The organism is Nakamurella lactea DSM 19367 (assembly GCF_000426645.1).
GTDB classification, from domain to species: Bacteria; Actinomycetota; Actinomycetes; order Mycobacteriales; family Nakamurellaceae; genus Nakamurella; species Nakamurella lactea.
In genome coordinates this window covers 210195-234445 of the sequence record NZ_AUFT01000001.1, presented here as the reverse complement: position 1 = coordinate 234445, position 24251 = coordinate 210195, and the positions used below count along the sequence as shown (strand labels likewise).

Annotated in this window: 20 protein-coding genes; 11 read left to right on the top strand and 9 right to left on the bottom strand. The window is 69.7% G+C overall.

Annotation, left to right across the window (positions count from 1 at the left end; genetic code table 11):
- Positions 1 to 69 precede the first annotated feature (69 nt).
- Both K340_RS0101280 and K340_RS0101275 read left to right on the top strand, forming a co-directional pair.
- Positions 70 to 789, top strand: a complete 720-nt coding sequence (locus tag K340_RS0101280; RefSeq protein WP_029135368.1) for a hypothetical protein — start codon at positions 70 to 72, stop codon at positions 787 to 789.
- 41 nt (positions 790 to 830) lie between these two features.
- Positions 831 to 1130, top strand: a complete 300-nt coding sequence (locus tag K340_RS0101275) for an acylphosphatase (protein ID WP_029135367.1) — start codon at positions 831 to 833, stop codon at positions 1128 to 1130.
- 61 nt (positions 1131 to 1191) lie between these two features.
- On the opposite strand, the gene K340_RS26650 is transcribed toward K340_RS0101275, so the two are convergent.
- Positions 1192 to 1974 (bottom strand): SGNH/GDSL hydrolase family protein, encoded by a 783-nt coding sequence (locus K340_RS26650; protein ID WP_084613909.1) that lies wholly within the window; start codon positions 1972 to 1974, stop codon positions 1192 to 1194.
- On the opposite strand from K340_RS26650, the gene K340_RS36190 reads away from it, so the two are divergent.
- Together K340_RS36190 and smc are read left to right on the top strand one after the other, a co-directional pair.
- A complete protein-coding gene (locus tag K340_RS36190; RefSeq protein ID WP_051264750.1) occupies positions 1901 to 2203 on the top strand; it encodes a hypothetical protein in 303 nt (100 codons plus the stop codon). The genes K340_RS26650 and K340_RS36190 overlap by 74 nt on opposite strands.
- Before the next feature lie 238 nt (positions 2204 to 2441).
- Entirely contained in the window at positions 2442 to 6122 is a 3681-nt protein-coding gene (smc, locus tag K340_RS26640; RefSeq protein ID WP_037362173.1) for a chromosome segregation protein SMC, read from the top strand.
- A gap of 287 nt (positions 6123 to 6409) precedes the next feature.
- On the opposite strand, the gene K340_RS0101255 is transcribed toward smc, so the two are convergent.
- Complete coding sequence (locus K340_RS0101255) at positions 6410 to 7030, bottom strand: GNAT family N-acetyltransferase (protein WP_051264924.1); 621 nt, start codon at positions 7028 to 7030, stop codon at positions 6410 to 6412.
- A 444-nt stretch (positions 7031 to 7474) separates the two neighbouring features.
- Here K340_RS0101255 and K340_RS0101250 point away from each other — a divergent pair, with 444 nt between their 5' ends.
- The 3 genes from K340_RS0101250 to K340_RS26630 all read left to right on the top strand — a co-directional run bounded on the left by K340_RS0101250 (position 7475) and on the right by K340_RS26630 (position 11812).
- The gene (locus K340_RS0101250; protein ID WP_029135365.1) at positions 7475 to 8977 is read left to right on the top strand and encodes a serpin family protein; all 1503 of its coding nucleotides are present in this window, start codon (positions 7475 to 7477) and stop codon (positions 8975 to 8977) included.
- 78 nt (positions 8978 to 9055) lie between these two features.
- On the top strand, positions 9056 to 10282 hold the full coding sequence (locus K340_RS33720; protein ID WP_051264748.1) for a serpin family protein: 1227 nt from the start codon (positions 9056 to 9058) through the stop codon (positions 10280 to 10282).
- Positions 10283 to 10360: 78 nt separating this feature from the next.
- The gene (locus tag K340_RS26630; RefSeq protein ID WP_051264746.1) at positions 10361 to 11812 is read left to right on the top strand and encodes a serpin family protein; all 1452 of its coding nucleotides are present in this window, start codon (positions 10361 to 10363) and stop codon (positions 11810 to 11812) included.
- Positions 11813 to 11833: 21 nt separating this feature from the next.
- Here the strand turns inward: K340_RS26630 and K340_RS0101235 are convergent, their stop codons facing one another.
- Both K340_RS0101235 and K340_RS0101230 read right to left on the bottom strand, forming a co-directional pair.
- Positions 11834 to 12868, bottom strand: a complete 1035-nt coding sequence (locus tag K340_RS0101235; protein WP_029135364.1) for an alpha-hydroxy acid oxidase — start codon at positions 12866 to 12868, stop codon at positions 11834 to 11836.
- 25 nt (positions 12869 to 12893) lie between these two features.
- The gene (locus K340_RS0101230; RefSeq protein ID WP_029135363.1) at positions 12894 to 13187 is read right to left on the bottom strand and encodes a YciI family protein; all 294 of its coding nucleotides are present in this window, start codon (positions 13185 to 13187) and stop codon (positions 12894 to 12896) included.
- 102 nt (positions 13188 to 13289) lie between these two features.
- Here K340_RS0101230 and K340_RS26625 point away from each other — a divergent pair, with 102 nt between their 5' ends.
- Positions 13290 to 14630 (top strand): serpin family protein, encoded by a 1341-nt coding sequence (locus K340_RS26625; protein WP_051264744.1) that lies wholly within the window; start codon positions 13290 to 13292, stop codon positions 14628 to 14630.
- Positions 14631 to 14648: 18 nt separating this feature from the next.
- On the opposite strand, the gene K340_RS0101220 is transcribed toward K340_RS26625, so the two are convergent.
- From K340_RS0101220 to K340_RS0101210, 3 genes are read right to left on the bottom strand one after another with little or no spacing between them, the layout of a single operon-like run.
- Positions 14649 to 17345 carry a multicopper oxidase domain-containing protein gene (locus K340_RS0101220; protein WP_029135362.1) on the bottom strand — a complete coding sequence of 899 codons (2697 nt, stop codon included), beginning with the start codon at positions 17343 to 17345 and terminating at the stop codon, positions 14649 to 14651.
- Entirely contained in the window at positions 17342 to 18472 is a 1131-nt protein-coding gene (locus K340_RS0101215) for a hypothetical protein (RefSeq protein ID WP_211229200.1), read from the bottom strand. The genes K340_RS0101220 and K340_RS0101215 overlap by 4 nt, the downstream gene beginning before the upstream one ends.
- Positions 18469 to 19203: a helix-turn-helix transcriptional regulator gene (locus K340_RS0101210; RefSeq protein WP_029135360.1), complete on the bottom strand. Its 735-nt coding sequence runs from the start codon at positions 19201 to 19203 to the stop codon at positions 18469 to 18471. Before K340_RS0101210 ends, K340_RS0101215 begins: the two co-directional genes overlap by 4 nt.
- 93 nt (positions 19204 to 19296) lie before the next feature.
- Between K340_RS0101210 and K340_RS0101205 the strand changes: the two genes are divergently transcribed.
- Positions 19297 to 20121, top strand: a complete 825-nt coding sequence (locus K340_RS0101205) for a DUF2249 domain-containing protein (RefSeq protein WP_029135359.1) — start codon at positions 19297 to 19299, stop codon at positions 20119 to 20121.
- Positions 20122 to 20220: 99 nt separating this feature from the next.
- On the opposite strand, the gene glnA is transcribed toward K340_RS0101205, so the two are convergent.
- The gene (gene glnA / locus K340_RS0101200) at positions 20221 to 21645 is read right to left on the bottom strand and encodes a type I glutamate--ammonia ligase (protein ID WP_029135358.1); all 1425 of its coding nucleotides are present in this window, start codon (positions 21643 to 21645) and stop codon (positions 20221 to 20223) included.
- A gap of 274 nt (positions 21646 to 21919) precedes the next feature.
- Between glnA and K340_RS33715 the strand changes: the two genes are divergently transcribed.
- A complete protein-coding gene (locus tag K340_RS33715) occupies positions 21920 to 22975 on the top strand; it encodes a GGDEF domain-containing protein (protein ID WP_051264740.1) in 1056 nt (351 codons plus the stop codon).
- 4 nt (positions 22976 to 22979) lie between these two features.
- Positions 22980 to 23387 carry an RDD family protein gene (locus K340_RS26615; RefSeq protein ID WP_037362168.1) on the top strand — a complete coding sequence of 136 codons (408 nt, stop codon included), beginning with the start codon at positions 22980 to 22982 and terminating at the stop codon, positions 23385 to 23387.
- 90 nt (positions 23388 to 23477) lie between these two features.
- Here the strand turns inward: K340_RS26615 and K340_RS0101185 are convergent, their stop codons facing one another.
- On the bottom strand, positions 23478 to 24230 hold the full coding sequence (locus tag K340_RS0101185; RefSeq protein WP_029135357.1) for a DUF4191 domain-containing protein: 753 nt from the start codon (positions 24228 to 24230) through the stop codon (positions 23478 to 23480).
- Positions 24231 to 24251 lie beyond the last annotated feature (21 nt).

Genomic DNA, 24251 nt, shown 5'->3' with positions numbered 1-24251 from the left:
CGGGCACCGGCGGTGTACTCGGGGCAGGGCGGCCAAGAGACGGCCGCGGTAACGGAACGGGAGGTTGTCATGCGGCGCATCTCGCGTTTCGCACTGAGCGTTCTGGTGGCTGGTCTGGCCATGGTGATCTCAGCGATCCCGGCGAGCGCGGGCGGGCCGACGACGATGGTGCTCTCGGCGACCGACATCGGGCGGGCCACCGCACTGTCGTACTCCGATGGAGACTTCCAGGACCTCGGCACCCTGCTGGGTAGCGGCGGGGCGGGGACCCCGGCAGAGCCGCACGGGGCGAACGGCCCGTACGTCACCGTCACCTGGCTGATGTACGGCGGCGAGATCGGCCGGGTGGACCGGGTGTACTACTACGCCGGTGCCGACCCGTGGATCTGGACCCAGGTCCGGTACTCGGCTTCGCAGCGGGACCGGCAGGGGCTCTGGCACCATTCCGAAAACGGCTCATTGTTGGCCGGGATGCTGGATCGGCTGGTGATCAACCCAGAACCATGGGCGGCGGGTGGACCGACCCCGCAGGCGCCCAGCGGCATCGGCCAGAACGCCGGGTCCGCTGCCGGCCAGGCGAGTCCCGGGCCGGCGCCCGTAACGGCGACCAGCCGGATACTGGACCGGCCCGATTTTGCCGGCTGGCCGTTCGCAGTGGTCGGATTGGCCGTTGGCGCAGCGCTCGCGGTGTTGGCAGGGCTCGGCCTTGGCCTGCAGCGTCGGCGGTCCGAAGGCGACGACGATGACGGGCTGGCACCGCTGCCGGTGGTGATGCTCGGGGACGGGTAGCCACCGGACAGTGGGCGCCTACGGTCCCTAGAATCCACTGGATGACCGACCAGCCCCCCGGCACCGACGAACGGGTGCGGCTGACGGCGTTCGTCAACGGCCGGGTGCAGGGCGTCGGTTTCCGCTGGTGGACGAGGGTGCGCGGGCTCGAGCTCGGGCTGGTCGGCAAGGCGATCAACAAGCCGGACGGCCGGGTCGAGGTGATCGCCGAGGGCCCGCGGGCCGCCTGCGAGCAGCTGGTGCGGTTGCTGCGCGAGGGCCGCCCTCCCGGGCACGTCAGCCACGTCTCGGAGCGCTACGCCGAACCCCGGGGAGATCTGGTCGGATTCGTCGAGGCGTGACCGGGTCCGCACGAGACCCGTGGCCGGTGACGTAGCGCAATCCAGATCCGCTGACCCGGCGTCAGCCCCGGACCAGACCGGGCAGCCCGGCCGCCAACAGCCGTTGGGCGATCAGGGCGTGGCCCCTGGCGTTCGGATGGTCGCCGTCCGGAGCCAACAGTTGGGTGATGTCGCCACTCGCCGCTGGACCGTTGAACGCGGTGTACAGCCCGACATAGGTGGCGCCATCGGCGTCCGCCACCTCACGCAGCACCGTGTTGGCCCGTTGCGTCAACGCCTTGGTGGCCTGGACGCCGGCGGTCGGGAACTTGTCCTTGGCTACCTGACCGTCCTGGAACACATTCCAGTAGCCGGACACCAGGATGGCCGTCGGCCGCCTGCTGCGCACCTGGTGGATCTCGTCGATCAACTGGGTCATGGTGATGCGCAGCGCAGCCAACTCGTCATCGACACAGTCGGTGCGGTCCGGGCCGCGGCAGGAGGCCGAGGTGATGTCGGCGTAATTGTCGCCGAAGTCGTTGGCGCCGATGGTGATCAGATCGATGTCGGCGTTCGGCAGGGCGCGCCTGACGGCCGACTTCGGATCCTTGACCAGCGCCAGTAGCCCGGCCGCGGTCAGGCCGTTCACCCCCAGGTTGGTGACGGTGGTCGGTACCCCGCGGGCATGGGTCAACAGCGTGGCGTACTGCTGTGGGAACGGCGTGCACTTACAGGCGCTGCCGGTCGTCACCGAGTCGCCGACGGCCAACACCCTCCACGGTCGCGGTGGTGTGGTCTCCGGTGGCCTGGCCGGTGTCGAACTCGATGGCGTCACCGCCGCCGACGCGGTTGCGGCCGATGACATGGCCGAGGTGGCCGACGTGACGGACGCTGTGGCTGTGGCTGTGGCTGTGGCTGTGGCTGTGGCTGTGGCTGTCGCCGAGGAATGCGTCGCCGCGGGGGCCAGGGTCTTCGCCGGCGAGCAACCGGTGGCCGTGGCCACCAGGATCACGCTGAGTGCCACCGCCGACCCGAGTCGGCTCACCCGGGAGATTGTCGAGCTTTCGCCAGCGTGCGACACGTCGCCAGGGTAGACACCCTTGCTGGGGACGCGACGGCGTGCGCGAGTCGAACTCGTCACTCTCGGCGGGTGGACGTGGCCGAGTGGCGATCTCTCGGACCCGACGGCCGACCAGCGGCGAAGGCGTGTCGTCGGGGAAGGGGGCCATCCGAAAGCGGGTAACCTTTCGCGAGTCGCCATACCGCGGGCCCGCGCCAACGGTTTCGCGAGAATCCGGACAGATCGGGTGTCGGCAGAGAGGTGAAGACCGCGTGTATTTGAAGTCGCTCACGCTCAAGGGCTTCAAGTCGTTCGCGTCGGCCACCACCCTGCAGTTCGAGCCCGGCATCACCGCCGTCGTCGGTCCGAACGGATCCGGCAAGTCCAACGTGGTCGACGCCATCGCCTGGGTGCTCGGCGAGCAGGGTGCCAAGGCGCTGCGTGGCGGCAAGATGGAGGACGTCATCTTCGCCGGCACCGCGGATCGGCCGCCGCTGGGCCGGGCCGAGGTCACCCTGACCATCAACAACGCCGACGGCGCGCTGCCCATCGACTACACCGAGGTGTCGATCACCCGGCGGATGTTCCGGGACGGCGCCAGCGAGTACGAGATCAACGGCAGCTCGTGTCGGCTGCTGGACATCCAGGAGCTGCTCAGCGACTCCGGCATCGGTCGCGAGATGCACGTGATCGTGGGCCAGGGCCAGCTCGATGCGGTGCTGTCCGCCCGGCCGGAGGACCGCAGGGCCTTCATCGAGGAAGCGGCCGGCGTCCTCAAGCACCGCAAACGCAAAGAAAAGGCACTGCGGAAGCTCGATTCGATGCAGGCCAACCTGACCAGGCTCAACGATCTGACCGGTGAGCTGCGCCGGCAGCTCAAGCCGCTCGGCCGGCAGGCCGAGGTGGCCCGCCGGGCCGCCGGGGTGCAGGCCGACCTGCGGGACGCGAAGCTGAGGCTGATCGCCGACGACTTCGTCAGCCTGGCCGAGCAGATCGCCAAAGAGAACGCCGACGAGCAAGCCGCGGTCGCGCACCGGGAGAAGATCCAGCAGGCGCTCACCGAGGCCACCACCGCGGCCGAACGGGCCGGCGCCGCGCTGGCCGAGGCGAACCCGGCCCTGCAGGCAGCGCAGGACACCTGGTTCTCGTTGTCGGCGCTCGCCGAACGATTCCGCGGCACCATTTCGCTGGCCGAGGAGCGGGCCCGCAATCTGTCCGCGCCGCAGGAAGCGCACCGCAGCGGCCGCGACCCGGACGAACTGGACCGGCAGGCGGAGGCGGCCGAGGCCGAACAGGCGGCCCGGCAACAGGCCGTGGATGCGGCCAGGACCGAACTGGCCGACGCCGTGACGGCCAGGAGCGGCGCCGAGCAGGCCCTGCGGGCCGCGGAGGCGGAACTTGTCGCCGCCTCGCGGGCGATTGCCGATCGCCGGGAGGGACTGGCCCGGCTGACCGGGCAGGTCAATGCCGCAAGGTCTCGGCTGTCGTCCTCGGATGACGAGGTGGCCAGGCTGGGGACGGCGGTGACGGGCGCCCGTGAGCGCGCGACCACCGCCTGGACGGACTTCGAGAACCTGCAGGATTCGGTCGGCGACCTGGACTCGTCAGAGGTCGGCCTTGACGAGGCGCACCTGGCCGCGGAGACGGCGGCCAACACCGCGTCCGACCGGGTCGGCGAGCTGACCGATGCTCTTCGCGAGGCTCGCACCGAACAGACCGGCCTGAAGGCCAGGGCCGAGGCGCTGTCGATGGGGCTGGACCGCCGGGACGGCGCCGGCGCGCTGTTGTCGGCCGAGTTGCCCGGTCTGTTGGGCTCGGTGGCCTCGGTGCTGGACGTGACGCCCGGTCACGAGACGGCCGTCGGTGCGGCGCTCGGTTCGGTGGCCGATGCCGTTGCGGTGCAAGGGCTGACGGCTGCCGCCGGAGCACTGGAGCACCTGCGGGACAGCGACGGTGGCCGGGCCGGGCTGCTGCTGGGCGGAGCACCGGAGCTCATCGACCGATCCGGCTGGCCGGAGCTGCCGGATGCCGCGGTGGTCTGGGCAATCGATCAGGTGCAGGCGCCGGAATCGTTGCGGCCGGCCCTGTTGCGTGCCCTCGACCGAGTAGCGATCGTCGAGAACCTTGCCGCCGCAACCGATCTGGTGACGGCCGAGCCGAGCATCCGGGCGGTTACCACCGGTGGCGACCTGATCGGCGCCGACTGGGCGTTCGGCGGCAGCGCCGGCAAGCAGTCGGTGATCGAGATCCAGGCGGCGGTCGACGAGGCCGAGACCAGGCTGGCAGCGGTGGGCAGCCGGATCACCGAGCTGGAGGCGGCGTTGTCCGGCGCCAGGACCGAGGCGCAGCAGCTGGCCGATGAGGCCGATCTCGCACTGTCGGCGCTGCACGAGTCGGACGCCCAGCTGTCCGCGGTCGCCGAGCAGCTCGGTCGGCTGGGCGAGCAGGCCAGATCGGCGTCGGCGGAGGCCGATCGGCTGGAGCGTCAGCGGGACGCCGCCGAGACGGCCCGCGAGCAGCACCGGACGGCGTTGGACGACCTGGAGCGGCGGCTGCGAGCGGCGACCGAGGACACAGCGGACGCCTCGACCGAGGTGGATGCCGGTCCCCGGGACGCAGCTGCTGAGGTGACCGCCCGCGCCCGGCAGGCCGAGGTGGATGCCCGGCTCGCGCTGCGCACCGCCGAGGAACGGGCCAGAGCCGGATCCGGCACCGCCGAGGGGCTGCGCCGGGCGGCCCGACAGGAACGCGAGGCCACCGCCAGGGCCGAGGCCGCCGTCCGCCGGCGGGCGGCGGGCGCCGCCGTTGCCGGCCGGGTGGTCGAGCTGGGCCGCCGGGCCGCCGAGAAGCTGGACATCTCGCTGCAGCACGCCACGGCCGGCCGGGAGCAGGCCCAGGCCGCCCGCGCCGGAGCAGAGGCGGCGGCCGAGAAGACCCGGCGGGCAGTGGCCGAGCTGCAGTCCGAGTGGGACCGGCTCACCGACACTGTGCACCGGGACGAGGTGCAGCGCGCGCAGCAGTCGCTGCGGCACCAACAGTTGGTGGAGCGGATCGGGGTGGAGTTCGCCATCTCGCCGGACGACCTGCTCGCCGAGTTCGGCCCGGAGGTGCCGGTGCCGCCGACCGCGCTGGAGATGGGGGAGTACGACGCGGCGAAGGAACGGGGCGACGAGGTTTCCGCGCCGCAGCCCATGCCCTACGACCGGCAGACCCAGGAGCGGCGGGCCAAGCGCGCCGAGAAGGATCTTGCGCTGCTGGGCAAGGTGAACCCGTTGGCGCTGGAGGAATTCGCCGCGCTGGAGGAACGGCACGCCTTCCTGTCCACCCAGCTGGAAGACCTGAAGGCGACCCGGACCGACCTGCTGACCGTGGTCAAGGAGGTCGACGACAAGATCCTTGAGGTCTTCACCGCCGCCTACCACGACGTGGCCCGCGAATTCGTCACGGTGTTCGCCACGCTGTTCCCCGGCGGCGAAGGCGAGCTGGTGCTCACCGATCCGTCGGACATGCTGGCCACCGGCATCGAGGTGCACGCCCGGCCGCCCGGCAAGAAGGTGAAGCGGCTCTCGCTGCTGTCCGGCGGCGAACGGTCGCTGACCGCGGTGGCCATGTTGGTGGCGATTTTCCGGGCCCGGCCCAGCCCGTTCTACATCATGGACGAGGTGGAAGCCGCGCTGGACGAGGTCAACCTGACCAGGCTGGTCGGGTTGCTCGCCGAGCTCCGCGACTCCTCGCAGTTGATCATCATCACCCACCAGAAATTCACCATGGAGGCCGCCGACGCGCTGTACGGCGTCTCGATGCGCGGCGACGGCATCACCCAGGTGATCAGCCAGCGCATCCGGTCGGCGGACGACCGGCCGGCACCCGTTCGGTCGGTCGGGACGCCGGGGGAGTCCGATGCCCGGGCCGAGGAATTGCGAACGCCCGCGCCAGTGGGGACACCCGAGTAGGACTCCGCCTGCATCGCAGGCCGCGCTGCAGCATGCCGTGCGCATGTTACGGCTGCCCGACCTGGAGCAGGACTACGAAGCTGCCTAGCGAGAGTGGGAAGAGTCAGGCGACGATGCGGCGCGGAGCGCGACGGCCGCCGACGGGATCGCCGATGCTGCGCGGTGAGATCCGGCGTCGATCTCGACCACGTGCCCGGCAGCGAGGCCAACAAGTGACGCCCGGCGGTGATCGTCAGCAACGACCGAGCGAACTCGACCGCGGCGTGGCGCGGCTCGGCATGGCGTGGTCACGGTCCCTGGGCCTGCGATATCGTCTTGCGCATCACAGTCTTGCGCTTGCCGATGTGACGCTCGAACGTGAATCCAGCCTTCTCGAACATGGCCCGAGTGCCGTTGTGCAGGAACGACGACGACGTCCTCTTGCCGTCGACGAGCTCGTTGGCGAACGAGACCACTTCGCCCCCACCGGCCCGAGCAATCAACTCCAGTGCGCCGTCCAGCGCTTCCCGCGCCACCCCTGAACGTCGGTAGTCGCGGTCGACGAAGAAGCAGGTGATGCGCCAGGGCGCCGGCTTGGTCTCGGCCGCGTCGTACTCCTTGCGGTGATAGATGTTCGGCAGTTCCAGCGGGCTGCCGTACTCGCACCAGGCGATGGCGTCGTCCCCGTCGAAGACAAGTGCGGCGTGTGCGACACCCTCCGCCACGAGTCGCTTCTTGAACGTCGGCCCGTCATACTCCCGCTTGATGGTGTGCTCTGTGTCGCCGTGGAAATACGAGCAGTAGCAGCCACCCCAGACCCCGTTGTGCTTCTGCGCGAGCGCCAGCCACGCCGGGAACGTCTCGAGCGTGAGCGGCTTGACCACGTGCGAAGTCGTCACGCCCTCGTCACCCGGCGCGGTTTCGATCATGACGAATTCGCGCCCGTGACGCAGTTCCGCATGCGGCACATACTAGCCGGTTCGCTACGACGAAGATCTCGGCGTGCGTCACTGAAATTGAGCTGGTCGCCGGTGGTGGCCCGTCGGTCCGGACGGCTGGTTCGCGGTCTGGGGCCGCCTGGGAGTTGCAAACCTGGGACGAGATGGGCCCGAACATCCGGGGCCGAACGGCGCTGATCCGTCGGCCCCGTCAGCCCGTCAGGGACCGACCGGACCACCCGACCTGGCGGCGCTATCGTGCAGCTCATCGTCGACCGGCCATTCATCTTCTGGATCGGTGAGACTCGTACCGGCGCACCGCGTTTCCTTGGTGCCGTCACGGGCCTGACGGCGTCGGACGGCGTCCGCGCATCAGCCTGCGGGTCAGGTCGCCGGCGGGTGCAACGCGCTCGGACCGGATAACGTCTTGCGGGTATGAACACTCTCGGCACCGCTGATGCCGCCGGGGCCGTCACCCGCCGCCGGTTCCTGTTGGTGGCCGCGGCCGCTGCTTCCGGCGTGGCCGCGAGCCTGGCGGGCTGCAGCGCCGAATCGAACGCCGGTGGTCCCGACACCTCGGTGGATTCCGTTTCCGAGACCGCCCGGTCCGGTGGCGGTCCGGCCTCGACGCAGGCCGAGGGAACCCTGAGCGCCGAGCCGGCGACATCCTCTGATCCGATCCGTTCTTCCGATCCGGCCCCGACCTCCGGTCCGGTGCCCACCCCAGGTCCGGCCCGACCGCCGCAGGCACTGCGCGGCACCGGTGCCCGGCGCGGTCCGGGTGATGCAGCAGCCGCCCGCACCGCGCTGACCGATTTCGGCGCCGACTTTCTCCGGCAGGCACGCGGGCTCGACCCGTCCGCGGCCAATACCGCGATCAGTCCGTACTCGCTGTTCACCGTGCTGGCGATGGCCAGGGCCGGCGCGAAGGGAAAGACGGCGGCCCAGATCGACGCGGCACTGCGCGCGAAGGGTGTCGGCGCCCAGGGTGCGGTGATCAGCGCGGTGGACGCCGGGGTGACGGCGGCGATCGCAGCGGCGAAGAAGGATCGACGCGGCGCCGCCGAATCGATGACGATCCAGCCGGTGAACCAGACCTGGATACAGGACGGATTCCAGGTGCGCCATGAGTACCTGGACGCGTTGGCAGTGCAGTACGGGATCGAGGCGATGGCCGCGGATTTCGCCGCCGATCCGGAGAAGATGCGGCTGGCGATCAACAACTGGGTCGCCGAGCGGACGAACGACCTGATTCCCGAACTGTTCCCGGAGAAATCGATCGACCCGTTGACGGTGCTGGTGCTGGTCAACGCGCTGTATCTGAAGGCGGCCTGGGACGAGCCGTTCAGCAAAGGTCAGCCGGCCACGTTCCACACCGGCGACAGCGACATTCTGGCGCCGACGATGATCACCAACGAGCCGGTTCGGGGCGTCGTCGGGAAGGACTGGAGCGCGGCCACGATTCCCTATCTCGGCCGCGGTGTCGCGATGACCGTGTTGGTGCCGGCGCTGGGACGGTTCGCGGCCGTGCTGGGCGCGCTCGACGCGGGCCTGTTCGACCGGGCCAGGGCGGACAGGGATCTGCTGCAGGTGACGATGCCGCTGTTCTCGGTCACCGCGACCCAGGATGCGCTGAAGGTTGCGCAACGGCTCGGCATCCGGGACATCTTCGAGTACGGTCTGGCCGACCTGTCCGGGATTGCCGGCCGGCCCGGCGACCTGTACGCGGCGGCATTCGTGCACCAGGCCGTGGTCACAGTTGACGAAAAGGGGACCGAGGCCGCCGCCGCTACCGGCATGACCATAGCGACGATGTCGCTCAAGCCGACGACCGAGGAGTTGATCGTCAACCGGCCTTTCATCTTCTGGATCAGCGAGACCCGCACTGGCGCACCGCTGTTCCTTGGCGCCGTCACGGACCCGACGGCGTCGGCCTGACGGTCGGTCAGCGGATCGGCCCGCGGATCAGGTCGCCGGCGGGTGCAACACGCTCGGATCCGATAACGTGCTGCGGGTATGAACACTCTCGGAGCTCCGGTGGGGCCGCCGCAAGCGTTGCGCGGCACCGGTGCCCGACGCGCTCCGGGTGATGCAGCAGCCGCACGCACCGCGCTGAGCGATTTCGGTGCCGACTTCCTCCGGCGGGCCAGGGCGCTCGACCCGTCGGCGGCCAATGCCGCGATCAGTCCGTACTCGCTGTTCGCCGTGCTGGCGATGGCCAGGGCCGGCGCCAAGGCCGAGACCGCCGCGCAGATCGACGCGGCGTTGCGGGCGACGGGCATTGATGCCCAGGGCGCGGTGATCAGTGCGGTCGATGACGGTGTCACGGCTGCGCTCGACGCGGCCGGGAAGAGCGGCGGGAAGAATGCCGAACCGACCGTCATCCAGGCGGCGAACCAGGCATGGGTGCAGGACGGGCTGCCGGTCCGTCCGGAGTACCTGGACGCATTGGCCGTGCAGTACGGGATCGACGCGATGGCCGCGGGTTTCGCCGCCGATCCGGAGAAGATGCGGCTGGCGATCAACAGCTGGGTCGCCGGGCGGACGAACCATCTGATTCCCGAACTGTTCCCGGACGGGTCGATCGACCCGAGCACCGTGTTGGTACTGGTCAACGCGCTGTACCTGAAGGCGCCGTGGGCCAGCCGGTTCCGGACGGGACGGCCGGCGGCGTTCTTCACCGGCACGGGTGAGGTGCAGGCGCCGATGATGACCGGCCCGAAACCGGTGCGCGGTGCAATCGGCAATGGCTGGACGTCGGCGACGATCCCGTATCTGGGCGGCGGCGCCGCGATGACCCTGCTGGTCCCGGACAAGGGCGGATTCGCCGCGACCGTCAAGTCTCTCGACGCCGCAGTGATCCACCGCGCGGCAGCAGCGACGACGTCAGTGAATCTGACCATGCCGTTGTTCTCGATCCGCACGACATCGGATGCCAAGGGGATCGCCGAACAGCTGGGGATGACGGATATCTTCGCACCCGGGGTGGCGGATCTGTCCGGGATCGCCGGCCGGCCCGGCCACCTGTATGCCCAGACGTTCGTGCACCAGACGGTGGTGAATGTCGACGAGCAGGGCACCGAGGCGGCCGCCGCGACCGGAATGGCCATCGCCCGAATGTCGCTCCCGATGGTCGATCTCCAGCTCACCGTTGACCGGCCGTTCCTGTTCTGGATCAGTGAGACTCGCACCGGCGCACCGCTTTTCCTGGGTGCCGTCACCGACCCGACGGCGTCGACCTGACCGGCGGCCCGCGGATCGGCAGGCCGGCCGGGTGATCGGCGGGTGCAACGCGCCGGGATCCGATACCGTCCTGCGGATATGAACACTCTCGTCACCGCCGATCCTGCCGCTGCCTTCACCCGCCGCCGATTCCTGTTGGTGGCCGCCGCGGCTGCCTCCGGTGCGGCGGTGACACTGGCCGGCTGCGGCACCGGATCGAAGGCCGGCGGTCCGAGCACTCCGGCCGACTCCATTCCGGCGTCCAGCCGCACTTCCGGTGCGGATCCGGGCACGACGCCGACCAGCGGCACCGGCAGCAGCGGCCCGGGCGGTTCCTCCGGTCCGGCGGGAACGCCGCAGGCGTTGCGCGGTACCGGTGCGCGCCGCAAGCCGGGCGATCCGGCAGGCGCCCGGGCGGCGCTGGCCGATTTCGGTGCCGACTTCCTGCGGCAGGCCAGGGCCCTCGACCCGGACATCCCGAACACCGCGATCAGCCCGTATTCGCTGTTCACGGTGCTGGCGATGGCCAGGGCCGGCGCCAAGGCCGAGACCGCCGCGCAGATCGATGCGGCCCTGCGCGCGGCGGGCGTTGATACCCAGGGTGCGGTGATCAGCGCGGTCGATGCGGGGGTGACGGCGGCGCTTGCGGCCGCGAAGACGGCAGCGACCGACGGCGCTGATCCGATGGTGATCCAGCCGGCGAACCAGGCGTGGGTGCAGGACGGGTTTCCGGTGCGCCAGGAGTATCTGGACGCGCTGGCCGTCCAGTACGGCGTCGAGGCGATGGCGGCCGACTTCGCCGCCGACCCGGAGAAGATGCGCGCTGCTATCAATGACTGGGTCGCCGACCGCACCAACGACCTGATTCCCGAGCTGTTCCCGGAGGGGTCGATCGATGTCGCGACCGTGCTGGTGCTGGTCAACGCGCTGTATCTGAAGGCGGCCTGGTCCGAGCCGTTCCGGAAGGGGCAGCCGGCGGCCTTCTTCACCGGCGACGGCGAGGTGCAGGTGCCGATGATGACGAGCCCGGACCCGGTCCGGGGCGTTGCCGGCAAGGGCTGGACGGCGGTGACGATTCCGTATCTGGGCGGTGGCGCAGCGATGACCCTGCTGGTGCCGGACAAGGGTGGGTTCTCCTCGACCCTCAAGGCGCTCGATGCCGCCATGGTCGGCACCGCGGCATCGGTGACGAAGTCGGTGAGCCTGACCATGCCGCTGTTCTCGATCGCCTCGACGTCGGATGCCAAGGGGATCGCCGAACAGCTCGGGATCGCCGACATCTTCTCGACCTCGGCGGCGGATCTGTCCGGGATCGCCGGCGTCCCCGGCGACCTGTACGCCCAGTCGTTCGTGCACCAGGCCGTGGTCAAGGTCGATGAGAAGGGCACCGAGGCCGCCGCCGCAACCGGAATGGGTGTCGGCGTGACCTCGCTTCCGATGGTGGACCTCGAGCTCACCGTCGACCGGCCGTTCCTGTTCTGGATCAGCGAGACCGTCACCGGCGCCCCGCTGTTCCTCGGTGCCGTCACCGATCCGACGGCCTCGGCCTGAACGACGGTCGGTCTGAATCGATCAGTCGGAACGACGGCGGAGCAGATCCGGCGTCAGCCCGGCCACCGAGGCCGCGCCCAGCGAGGCCATCACCTGGCGCAGGTCTGTCGTCAGCCCCCGCAGTAGCAGTTCGACGCCGGCGGCGCCGCCGGCCGCCAGGGCCCACAGCACCGGCCGGCCGATGCCGACCCCGGCGGCGCCGAGCGCAAGGGCACGGGCGACGTCGGCGCCACTGCGGATCCCGCCGTCCACCAGCACCGGAACCCGGCCGGCCACCGCCGACACCACCGGACCGAGCGCGTGTGCGGTCGGTAGCACCCCGTCGAGTTGCCGCCGACCGTGGTTGGAGACGATGATCCCGGCCACCCCGCGGGCCGCCAGCAATGCCGCATCCGCCGGGTGCAGCACCCCCTTGACCCACACCGGAAGGCCGGTTTGCGTTGCTACCCAATCGATGTCGTCGATCGTCAGATCGGGTTCGATACCCGCTGTCATCTCCGGCCAGCTCAGGCCGGGATAGTTGCCCGGCCGCACCGGCAACGGTGTCGAAGTGGCCGAGCCGAACCGCGCGGTCCCGGTGACGCCGACGTAGTCGACCGTCAGCACCAGCGCGGAGGCGCCGGCGGCGACCACCCTGCGCAGGTAGTCCCTGGTGCGCTCCCGGTCGCGCATCAGGTACACCTGCGCCCACCACGGACCTGTCACCGACCGGGCGAACTCGCCGACTTCCAGGGTCGCGGAACTGGAGTAGACCATCAACGCGCCGGCGGCGGAGGCGCCGGCCGCAGTGGCGATCTCCGCGTCCGGATGGGCGAGCCGGTGCGCCGCAGTGGCAGCCACCATCACCGGCGTCGACAGTTCGTCGGCACCGATCCTCGCCGCGGTGTCCACCGAGGCGAGGCCGCGCAGGAACCGGGGGACAAGGTCGAAAGCGTGCCAGGCCAAAGCATCCCGGTCGGCGGTTTCCGAGGCCCCGGCAGTTCCGGCCAGATACTGCCAGGCGGCCGGATCGAGCGTCGCGCGTGCCCGGTCGCGGAGCTCATCGGTGTTGATCATCTGAGAACCGTTGGGTCGCAGCGACTCAGCCGAGAGGATGGTCGCCGACCGGAGTCCACTCGCGAACGGTGCGGTTCCGGATCAGCCCCTCGCGGTTGAACGGGTCGGGGTCGAGGGCGGCGCCAACCGCGTCCGGCGATTCCGCCCTGACGACCAATAGGGCCCCCGGGCCACCGGCCGCGTCGGTGTACGGGCCGCGCAGTAGAACGGTGCCGGCGTCCTGCAGCGATTGCAGGTAGGCGCGGTGTTCGGGGCGATAGGTATCCCGATCGGCGTCCCGGTCGGGCTGGTAGTCGTACTGCACGGCGTAGATCGGCATGTCACCATCCTGGCATGCAACCGATCGGTGGGTGCGGTGCGTCCCACTGGCACCGCCGGGACCAGTCGCGGTCGAGCATCACCACCGTCAGGAGACCACCGAATGAGCAACCCCACCCTGCTACCTCGTCGCAGCTTCCTCGCCCTCGGGGCGGCCATCGGCGCCGCGCTGCTGGCCGGCTGCGGCACCGAACCGGGCAGTGCCATCCCGGTCAGCAGCGGCGGTGCGAGCGGCCAGCAGGTTCCGGATGGTCAGGAGATTCGCGGTACCGCGGCCCGGATGACGGCGGCGCCGGCGGACGCCACCACGGAGAACTTCTGCCGGTTCGCCGCCGAGCTGTTCACCACCTCGGTGAAGGATCAGCAGAACGCAGTGATCAGCCCGTACTCGGTGATGGCCGCCCTCGGCATGGCCGAATTGGGCGCCGACGGCGCGGCGCTGGCCGCGATGAGCAAGGTGCTCGGGGGTGACGGCGCCGCGATCGCCGCCCAGGTCACGGCGATCGATGCCGCCGTCGCCGCCGCCGTGGCGGCATCGGCCAAGCAGTCGTCCGGACGCCAGAGCGACCCGGCGATCGTCAGCCCGGCGAACTCGCTGTTCGTGCAGAAGGGAACACCGCTGCGCACGGAGTTCCTGGACGCGGTGGCCGCCGGCTACGACAGCGCGCTGTACAGCACCGACTACAAGGCCGACCCGGAGGCCGCCCGGAAGCAGATCAACGCCTGGGTGTCCGGCAAGACCCACGAGCTGATCCCGGAACTGCTCGGCGCCGGCAGGGTCACCGACCGGTGGCGGCTGGCCCTGGTGAATGCGCTCTACTTCAAGGCGCAATGGGCTGACGAACTGAACAAGGCAACCGAGAAGACGCCCTTCACCACCGCGGCCGGCAGCACGGTACAGGTGGAGCAGCTCAGGGGCGGTACCCGGCACCTCGACTATGCCACCGGCGACAACTGGCAGGCGGTGAGCCTGCCGTACGTCGGGGGAGACCTCGCGATGACCATCCTGCTGCCGGCGGCCGGTGCCTTCGACGCCGTCGCGAAGGCGCTGGACGGGCCCACCCTCGCCGCTGCCTGCAGCGGCGGCAACACGCCGGTGGCGCTGACGATGCCCGGCTTCAAGACCGACTTCGGGGTCGATCTGACCGACCCGTTGAAGGCACTCGGGATGGGACCGGCCTTCGACGTGCCGTTGCCAGGCGTGTCCGATGGCCCCGAGCCGTTGGAGATCACAGTGGTGATCCACCAGGCCAGGATCTCGGTCGACGAGCACGGCACCGAGGCCGCGGCGGCAACCGTCGTCGGGATGGAGGCGGGTGCCGCACCGGGTCCGGCCGATCCGCCGATCGAGTTCACCGTCGACCGGCCGTTTCTGTACCTGATCCACGACACCACCACCAACTGCCCGCTGTTCCTCGGCCAGGTCACCGACCCGACCAGCTGACCCCCGGACCGACCGGCGCTACCCGGTAACCTCCACCACCCCGTGCGCGCCGCGTTCGGCATCGACCATCAGGTGGGACACGAACGGGTAGTGCCCGGCCTCGGGGAACGTCAACTCGACGAAGCCTCCCTGGGCCGGCATCAGGCCGAGCGCCTGGGATCCGCCGTCACCCTCGCCCTTGCGCAGCAGATAGTGGCCCTCGGCCCACACCGTGTCGAACTGCCCGCCGACCACATGGAACGACGTCGGCCGGTTCGGCCCGGCATCGAGCACCCAGATGCGGACCCGCTCACCGACCCGGGCGGTCAGCGGCCGATGGTCGTACTGGTTGACGTAACCGTTGAACACCACGGCATCCGGCTTCTCGGCCGCGAGCTTGGCCACGTCGACCGGTTCGCCGTTCGCCCCGAGGTACAGCTCCGACTGGACCAGCACGTAGCTGCGGTCGACCGGAGGCAGCCCGTCGGGCTCGATGACGACCGCGCCGAACAACCCGTTCGCGATGTGGGCAGACATCGGCATCGAGGAGCAGTGGTACATCCAGATCCCGGCCTTGGTCGCGGTGAACGTGTAGAGCAAGGACTCTCCCGGTGCGATCGTCCGCATCGGCCGGTCGGGCGCCAGCGCGCCGGCATGGAAGTCGATGGAATGACCGATCGTTCCGTTGTTGACCAGCGTCACCTCGAAGGTGTCCCCGACCCGACCGTGCAACAACGGACCCGGCGCAGAACCGTTGTAGGTCCACAGATGCGCGGTGACACCGGGGGCGACCTGCTTGTCGAGTTCTTCGACGTCGAACGTCACCCGGTGCACCTTGTCCGCGGACAGTGACGGCAGGGTCGCGTCATGGGCGACGAAGTCCTTGGGCGGCTCGGCCATGAAGTCGATGCCGCTGGGATCGGTCGGCGTGCCCTGGTGCTGCGAATGCTGGCCGTGCTGGTCGGTCGAGCCGGCCCCGGATCCGGTGCCGGCCGCCTCGGCGGCCGACCGGCCGGTGACCTCGATGGTGAGCACCATGCCCATCTGCCGATGGCCGAGCACCGAACACCAGCCGTCGACGTTGCGCCCGATGACGCCGGCGTCGACGGTCGCCGATTGGCCGGGACGCAGGCGCCCACTGTCGGCTCCGGAGTCGAGCACCAGGTCGTGTACGTCCTGGTCGTCGGTGTTCGTCACGACGATCACCAGGCGGTTCCCGGCCGGCACGCTGATGGTGTCGGGGGTGAACCGCATGTCCTTCGCCGCCACCGCGACGGTGGTGGTCTGCCCGGTGGCGGCAATGCCGGCCGTCGCCGACGGTCGGGCGCCGTTGACGGCCAGGCCGGCGGGATCCATCGCCACCCCGGCGGCGACCGCCAACACGATCACCGCCAACCCGACCCCCAGCTGACCGTTTCGGCGGCCCACCCGGGGCGGGTCCTCCTCGACCAGCTGCCGGCGCGGCGGTGGCGGCGAACCGGCCGCCGCGGCCACGGCCTTGACCCGACGGGACGCCCGCAGGGCCATCAGCAGCAGCGGGATGAACGACGCCAGCCCGACCAGGGCCACGGCGGAGGCGATCACCCTGACCACGGTGGGCGCCGGCAGCGTGGAGAGCAGAATTCCGACATTGACCAGCACGATCCGCAGCGCGGCGCCCCGGTCCAGGACGCCGGTGGCGACCCGGACCGCCGACGGACCCCCGCCGAGGGCGACCGGAACCAGGTACGACAGCGCGCCGAGCAGTACCTGCCCGGCGAACGCGGCGGCGAGCAACGGCGTGACGTCGGCGAACACCGAGCCCGCTGCCGACCAGCCGGCCGAGGTGGCGAACCCGACGGCGACGGTGATCAGCGAACCCAGCAGCCAGCCGATCCCGGCCAGCACCGACCAGGTCGGGAATGACGTTGGCGGCCTGGCCCGGGCCGCCAGCACAAAAGCGGGAGTGGTGATGCCCAGGCCGACCAGATAGCCGACGACACCGACGGCGACAACCTGCGGCGAGGCGAGCAGGGCTCCGGCGACGATCACCGCCAGGGCACCGATCAGCACCGGAAGTGCCCGCGCCGCAGCACGTTCGGCGCCAGGGACGATCCGGGTCCGGAGCATCGTCGGCCACAGCGTCATCAGGGTGCCGACGACCGTCAGCCCGATCCAGCCCAACACGTTCACCGCGGCGTGGGCCACGACCAGCCTGTCGTGCCACGGATCCGCGGGCTCGCGGGCCAGCAGCACCCCGAAGGTGACACCGACCGGCAGCAACGCTGCCGCCGTGACGTAATAGCCGATCGTTGCGCCGAACCGGGTGCCGAGTGCTCGCCGCGACCTTTGCCACAACGACAAGGCATGCCAGCCGACCGCCGCCGCGACGGCGGCGGCGCCCGCCACCACGATCCACCAATCGGCGGACAGCACGCCGGCGATCACCACGATCACCCCGAGGTTCAGCAGCAGCAATCGACGGTTCTGGTTGCGCAGGCCCACTTCCGTCGTCGGCGTGTGCAACAGCGCGTCGGCGAAGTAGGTGCTCCAGACCAGGATGGCGTGGCTCACCGCACCCAACAGCAGCAGGTGGATCATCAACCAACGCGGGGCCGTCAACCATTGATGGAAGAACGCGGTCAGGACGGCGGCGAGCAGCCACAGGACGGTCGGTAGGTCGCGGACCGGGAAGAACCCGCGGCGTTGCGGCCCGCTCGCGACCGGGCCCGGACGCGGGTTGATCGACAAGTTCATCGACGCGCACCGTTCACCGGTGCCGTGGCCAGGCTCGACGCGACCAGCACGACGAAGGCCAGCAGCGCGATGATGTTGAGCAGACCGCCGATACGCCAGGCCGGCTGCAGACCCCAGGCGTCACCGAACAGGATCCGGATGATCAGCGAAACCTGTAGCAGCGCAGCGGGAACGTAGTACACCGGGTGGTAGGGCAGCGGGCGACGCAATACCGCCGGGAGGATGACGGGGGCGTGCGCCATGATCATCGAGATCGTGTAGCCGAGGAAGACCGAGTGCACGATCGCGTCGTAAGCGCTGCCAGACGGTGCCGCTCCCAGCACGAACCAGGTCGCACCCGCGACCAGCAGCCAGCCATATCCGGCCAACATACAGGCCGCGGCGAATCGCGCCAACCCGGTGCCGTGCACGGTCTTTCGTGCGACGTCGTGGATCAGCAGCACCATCGTCAACCCGAGCAGGGCGGCACCGAGGATTCGATAGCCGACAGCCGGCCACAACAGCGCCGCCGGCACCGCTGCGACGACGATTCCGGACAGCAGGACGATGAGTTCGCGTGGGCGCCGGTCCATCGCGAAGCGGGCCAGTTCCAGCCGCTCGCCGCCGATGGTCAAGACCACGAAACCGACGAGCCAGGCAAGCGCGGCCGGGATCGATACTCCGCCGAGCCACAGGACAGCCGCGCCGGTGGCCAGCACTGCGCCCAAACTCTGGACCAGCACGGCATCGTCGCGCTGACGGCGCCACAGCGGAAGGTAGAGCAGCACGAGTGCGGCCGACCCCAGCACCAGCAGCGCCTGGCCGATGCGCAGGGGGAGCGGCGATACCAGCGCGAGCGCCGCGATGCCGAGCAGAGCAGGCGCGGCGAAACCGATCCGGCGGCGCAGCGCGACCGCCCGTTCCAGGCTGATCACGGTGCCGACAAAACCCAGGACCAGCAGCATGCCGTGAACCTCCGGCAGCCGCGCGAGGTCAACCGGCGCCCACAGCCCGATCATCAGCAGGGCGGCGTCCAGCCCGGCCAGCAGGGCAATTCCGCCCGAAATCAGGAAGACGAGTCGATGGAGCGGGCGAGGTCCATCGACGGGGGTGGCCGAAGATCGACCGCGAACCGAGGTCGCCGTCACGGGAGGTCCGTCTCCGGGGCCTTGGCGAGCAAACGCAGTGAGCACGCACCGGGCTCGGCGAACGGCGTCAGACTCGTTCGATCCGGGTCTGTGCCGTAAGTCTGCAGCGCACCCTTGACGATGCCGAGGTGAACGGCACAGACGACGTCCGGATACTTGCGGGCCGCCTCCAGCAGCGGGCATCGGGTCAGCCGTACCCGGTCCACCCGCGCATCTGCCCGTGGCTCGAAACCGAGGTCGTCGAGCAGGGTCACCACGGCGCGCCGTGCCTGGATGCCGGTGGTGGCCGGTGGTTCTGGCCGATCGCCGGCCAGTTCGGTGCCCCAGGTGAGGCCGGCCCGCATGGCGTCCTCGGTCGGCGTTCGGCTGGTCTGCTTGATCACCGAAGCCAGGGCCGCGGCCAGCCCGGCGTACTCCGACGGGTCGGTGTCGTCCACCGCGAAGTACAGCCAGGCCGGGCGCCCGCGGCCGGACACCGGTGCCTGTCGGCGATCGATCAGGTCGAGTTCGAGCAGCGCCTCAAGATGCTCCCGCACCGTGTTGACGTGCAGCCCGGTCGCCGACGAGAGCGCGGCCAGCGATGTCGGTTCTGGCTGGCCCCTGAGGGTTCCCAGGACTGCGGCCCGGGACCGGGACAGGCGGGGGTCGCGGTGCTGGGCCGCCCCGTCGGGTCCGAAGCCGGGTCGCGCCATTCGGTCGGCGATCCCGGTGAGGCCCTGATTATTTTCCACGGAACCAAGTGTACTAAAATAGCGGCGACGCCGCCCGGACGGGTGGCAGGAGTTGGTCGCGCAGGATGCGCGGGCCGGAGCCGAGGAGAAGGCATGGATGTCTTGATCGCATCGAACGAACGCGACGCGCGGGCCGCGTCGGCCGTCGTCGACCACCACGCCGAGATGGCTGGTGCATTGGCGGCCAAGGTGGAGGCGCTGCTGGCCGCGGCCGGCCGCGTCGATGCCGGGCCGGCTCAGGACGCTCGCGATGATCTCGCCCTCTGGTGCGCAGCGGATCTGGTGCCGCACGCCCTCGCCGAGGAGGCGGCAATGTATCCGGCCGCGCAGGCGACCGTCGAGGGCAGGCTGCTGATCCAGGGGATGCTGGCCGAGCATCAGGCGATCGTCGACCTCGTTCGCGAGATCGAGCGGTCGACCGAGGCCGTGCGGGCGGCCGCCGCCGGACGCGCGCTGAAAGTCCTCTTCGACGTGCACCTGGCCAAAGAGAACGAACTGGTGATCCCGCTGCTGGTCGGTACTCCCGGTGTCTCGATCGGCGACATCCTCGACGGCATGCACGACGCCATGAACGCTCGGGACGGATCGGCCGACGGCACAACGGATTCTGCCGCGGTCGCGGGCGACGGCGCCGCCGGGCACGGCGGGAGCTGCGCCTGTGGCGCGGCCGACGAGCCGGGTTTCCCCGAGTTGGACGTCCAGACCATCCCGCACGCCATCCGACACGCGACGATCTTCGGCGCTCTCGACGCGGTGCGAGAGGGCGGTGGCCTGATCATCGCAGCCAACCACGACCCGGTGCCGTTGCTCGGACAACTCCAACAGCGTTCGCCTGGTGCCTTCCAGATCGACTATCTGGAGCGCGGGCCGCAGACCTGGAAGATCCAGTTCGTCCGCGCGACGACGGCGGTCGGCTGACGGTCAAGAACGGCACCGGGACAACCCCGCTACGTCGGGCTTTGTGACGGGACAACCCCGCTACGCCCGAAGGCGTAGCGGGGTTGTCCCGCAGGTGACTTACAGGTCGTAGTAGAGCGCGAATTCGTAGGGGTGCGGGCGCAGCCGGATCGGGTCGATCTCCTGCTCGCGCTTGATCCGGATCCAGGTCTCGACCAGATCCGGGGTGAAAACGCCGCCCTCCAACAGGTAGTCGTGATCGGCCTCCAGATTGTCGATCACCTCGGGCAGTGAGGCGGGCACCTGCGGGATGCCGGCGGCTTCGTCCGGCGGTAGCTCGTAGAGGTCCTTGTCCACCGGGGCCGGCGGCTCGATCCGGTTCTTGACGCCGTCCAGACCGGCCATCATCATTGCCGCGAACGCCAGGTACGGGTTGGAAGATGGGTCGGGGCAACGGAATTCGATCCGCTTGGCCTTCGGGTTCGAGCCGGTGATCGGGATCCGGATGCAGGCGCTGCGGTTCCGGGACGAGTAGACCAAGTTCACCGGGGCCTCGTAGCCGGGCACCAGCCGGTGGTAGGAGTTCACGGTCGGGTTGGTGAAGGCGAGCAGGCTCGGCGCGTGGTGCAGGATTCCGCCGATGTAGTGCCGGGCGGTGTCCGACAGTCCGCCGTAGCCGGATTCGTCGTAGAACAGCGGCGAGCCGTCCTTCCACAGCGATTGGTGGCTGTGCATGCCGGACCCGTTGTCGCCGAACAGCGGCTTGGGCATGAAGGTGACCGACTTGCCGGCGGCGTGTCCGGTGTTCTTGATGATGTACTTGAACATCATCAGGTCGTCGGCGGCGGCCAGCAGCGTGTTGAACTTGTAGTTGATCTCGGCCTGGCCGCCGGTGCCCACCTCGTGGTGCGCCCGTTCGACCTCGAACTCGGCGGAGATCAGGTTCGCCACCATGTCGTCGCGCAGATCGCCGTAATGGTCGTACGGGGCCACCGGGAAGTAGCCGCCCTTGGGCCGCACCTTGTAGCCGAGGTTGCCGCCCTCCTCCTCGCGGCCGGTGTTCCACCAGCCGGCCTCCGAGTCGACCCGGTAGGAGGTGCCGTTCATGTCGGAACTGAAGCGCACGTCGTCGAAGACGTAGAACTCGGCCTCGGCGCCGAAGAAGCAGGTGTCGGCGATGCCGGTGCTCCGCAGGTATTCCTCGGCCTTGCGGGCGACGTTGCGGGGGTCACGGGAGTACGGCTGCAGGGTGAGCGGATCGTGCACGAAGAAATTCAGCGTCAGTGTCCGCCGCTTGCGGAACTGGTCGACCCTGGCCGTGGTGACATCCGGCAGCAGCACCATGTCCGACTCGTGGATCGACTGGAAGCCGCGGACGGACGACCCGTCGAAGGCCATGCCGGCGTCCAGCGATTCGGAAGTCACCGACGTGGCCGGGACGGTCAGGTGCTGCATCACACCGGGCAGGTCGCAGAACCGGATGTCGAGGACCTCGACGTCCGTGTCGGCGATGAACTTCAGCAATTCGTCGTTCGTGGTGAACACGCGGGGATCGCTCCTAGAAAGGTCGACAGTGGTCGGGTGCGCCCAAGCGCCGTACGGTGCCGTGCCCCGCAGCCGTGGCCGGGAGCCGAACAACAACGACCGTAGTCGGGTGGTGTTGCCCGCCGACGACGCGGTTGTTTCCGGCGCGTTACGCCCGACCGTGCCCCGGTACACGGATGCGCCGGGAGGATCGGCCGGTGTCCGGCTCGTTCTAGAATCGGGGGATGCCCGATCTGACTGCCCCGCCCGGGGCGGGCCCAGCCTGCCCGCGCAGATGAATCCGGCCAGCCGCCGCCGGATCTACCTGGTGTTCGCACCGCTGGGCTGGGTAGTGATCGCCGCCGTCTGGTTCCTGCAGCAGGAGCAGTCGCCGGTGATCCGGTTCACCTATCCCGTGTTGTTCGGGTATCTGATCGTCGCCTGGATGCTGTTGCGGCTGGGCGCCGACCGCAACGTGGTGGCGATCGAACGGTCGACGTTCTGGGTGATCGCCGCCTTCTGGCTGGCCAGCATGGGCATCAGGCTGGCGACCACCGCCGACCCGCAGGTCGCCTGGCGGGGACTGTCGCCGTCGATCTTCATGGGCCTGACCATCCTGGTGGTGATGGCGTTCCTGTGGTTCGACACCGGACCTGCCCTGCGCAACGCGTTGCTGCTGGTGGTCGTGTCCTCCGTCATCGGTCTGCTCTATTTCGGACCGCACCACGGACCCGGCGATACCCTGCTCATCGACTTCATCAGGTACGAGATGTACCTGGGCATCACCGCGGTGTTCGTCTTCGCGCTGGCCAGGTCCAAGGATGCCTTGCTGCGGACCAGGGTCGAGGCCGAGCGGATGCGCACCATGGCCTATCGGGACCAGCTGACCGGCCTGGACAACCGGCGGCAGGCACTGGACGAACTGAACCGGCTCGCCGCGTCGGGCGCGCCGGTGGCCGTCGCGTTGCTGGATCTGGACGAGTTCAAGGCGATCAACGACGGGCATGGGCACGACGTCGGCGATCAGGTGCTGATCGGCGTCGCCGAGGTGCTCAGGGGTGCGGGGGCGAAGGTCACGGCGCGCTGGGGCGGGGAGGAGTTCCTGCTGGTGTTCGAGGGCGATCAGCCGGTCGCGGTCGCGGCCGCCGGTCGGGTCAGGGCGCAGCTGGCCGGCGCCCACTTCCCGGACGGCGTCCTGGTCACGGCCAGCTTCGGTATCGCATCGCTGGCCGCCACCGGGACGGTGACCGAGTTGCTGCGGATCGCCGACAAGGCGTTGTACCGGGCCAAGAACGCCGGACGCGACACCATCCGCGAGCAGCTGAGCCGTTCCGACCGCCTCGTAGACTGAGTCGGTGAGCACCCCCGACGCCGCTGCCTACCCTGGCGAGCGCCTCGCCCTGCCGAAGACCGGGGTCGGCTCGATCGCCTCGATGGGATCGCGGATCCTGGCCTTCCTGATCGACCTGGCCATCGCCTTCGGCGTCGGCTGGCTGTTCACCCAGCCGGCGCTGCCGCAGAACTGGTCGCTGCTGGTCTGGGCGGCGATGACGGTGATCGCGGTCGGCTGCTTCGGCTTCACTCCCGGCCAGGCGGCGGTCGGTATCCGGGTGGCACCGATCAACGGGAAGGTATTCGTCGGGCTGTGGGCGATTCCGCGGACCGCGCTGACCTTCATCATCGTCCCGCCGTTGCTGCAGGACGCGGACGGGCGCGGGCTGCACGACCGCATCTGCCGGACCGTCGTCATCCGCAGTCGCTGACCGGCGCCTTTGACGATGCTCCGCGGAGCGGAGCATTGCCGAACGGACGAGGGTTGACCCCGGCTCTGGTCGGCTTGACCCGGGCTCGGACTAGCGGCGCCGCACCGAGCGCTGCACGTTGCGCATCTTCGCGCCGGCCGGCATCGGCCCCTTGGGCATGCCCGCCTGCGGCGACCGACCCTTGAGCGCCGTCAGCCGGGTGTCGAGTTCCTCGACGGCGGCCGGACTGATGTTGCGGGGCAGCTTCATCAGGAACGGGTTGAGCTTGCGCAGCGGCGTCTCACCCTCGTCATTGCCGATGATCACGTCGTAGATCGGGGTGTCGCCGACCACCCTGGCGATCCGTTTCTTCTCCTGGGCGAGCAGTGGCTTGACCCGGTGCGGGGCTCCTTCACCGACCAGAATCACTCCGGGGCGGCCGATCACCCGGTGTACAGCGTCCAGGTGGGTGGTGCCGGCGATCGCCGGGGTGATCCGCCACTTGCCCCGCAGGTTGTTCTGCAATGACCAGGCGGCCGCGCCGGGAGTGCCGTCGGCCTTGTTGTAGACGTTGCGCTGGACCCGGCGGGCGAACAGGATCATCGCCAGCATGGCGCCGATGATCAGGCCGAACGGCAACGCGAAGAACCAGGCGATGCCGACCAGCAGGCCGATCCCCACCACGATCGCGGCGGCGACCACGATAGTCAGGGCCATGTACGGAATGAGGCGCTTGTCCTCCTTCCGCTGCATCTGGAAGGCCTGCCACATCTGGCCGCGGCGATCCTTCTTCTCGGCCTTCTGAGCGGCCTTGAGCGCCTTCTTCTCCTCCTTGGACCCGGAGGTGCTGCCAGTTTTCGCCATATTCACAGGATACGGCGCACA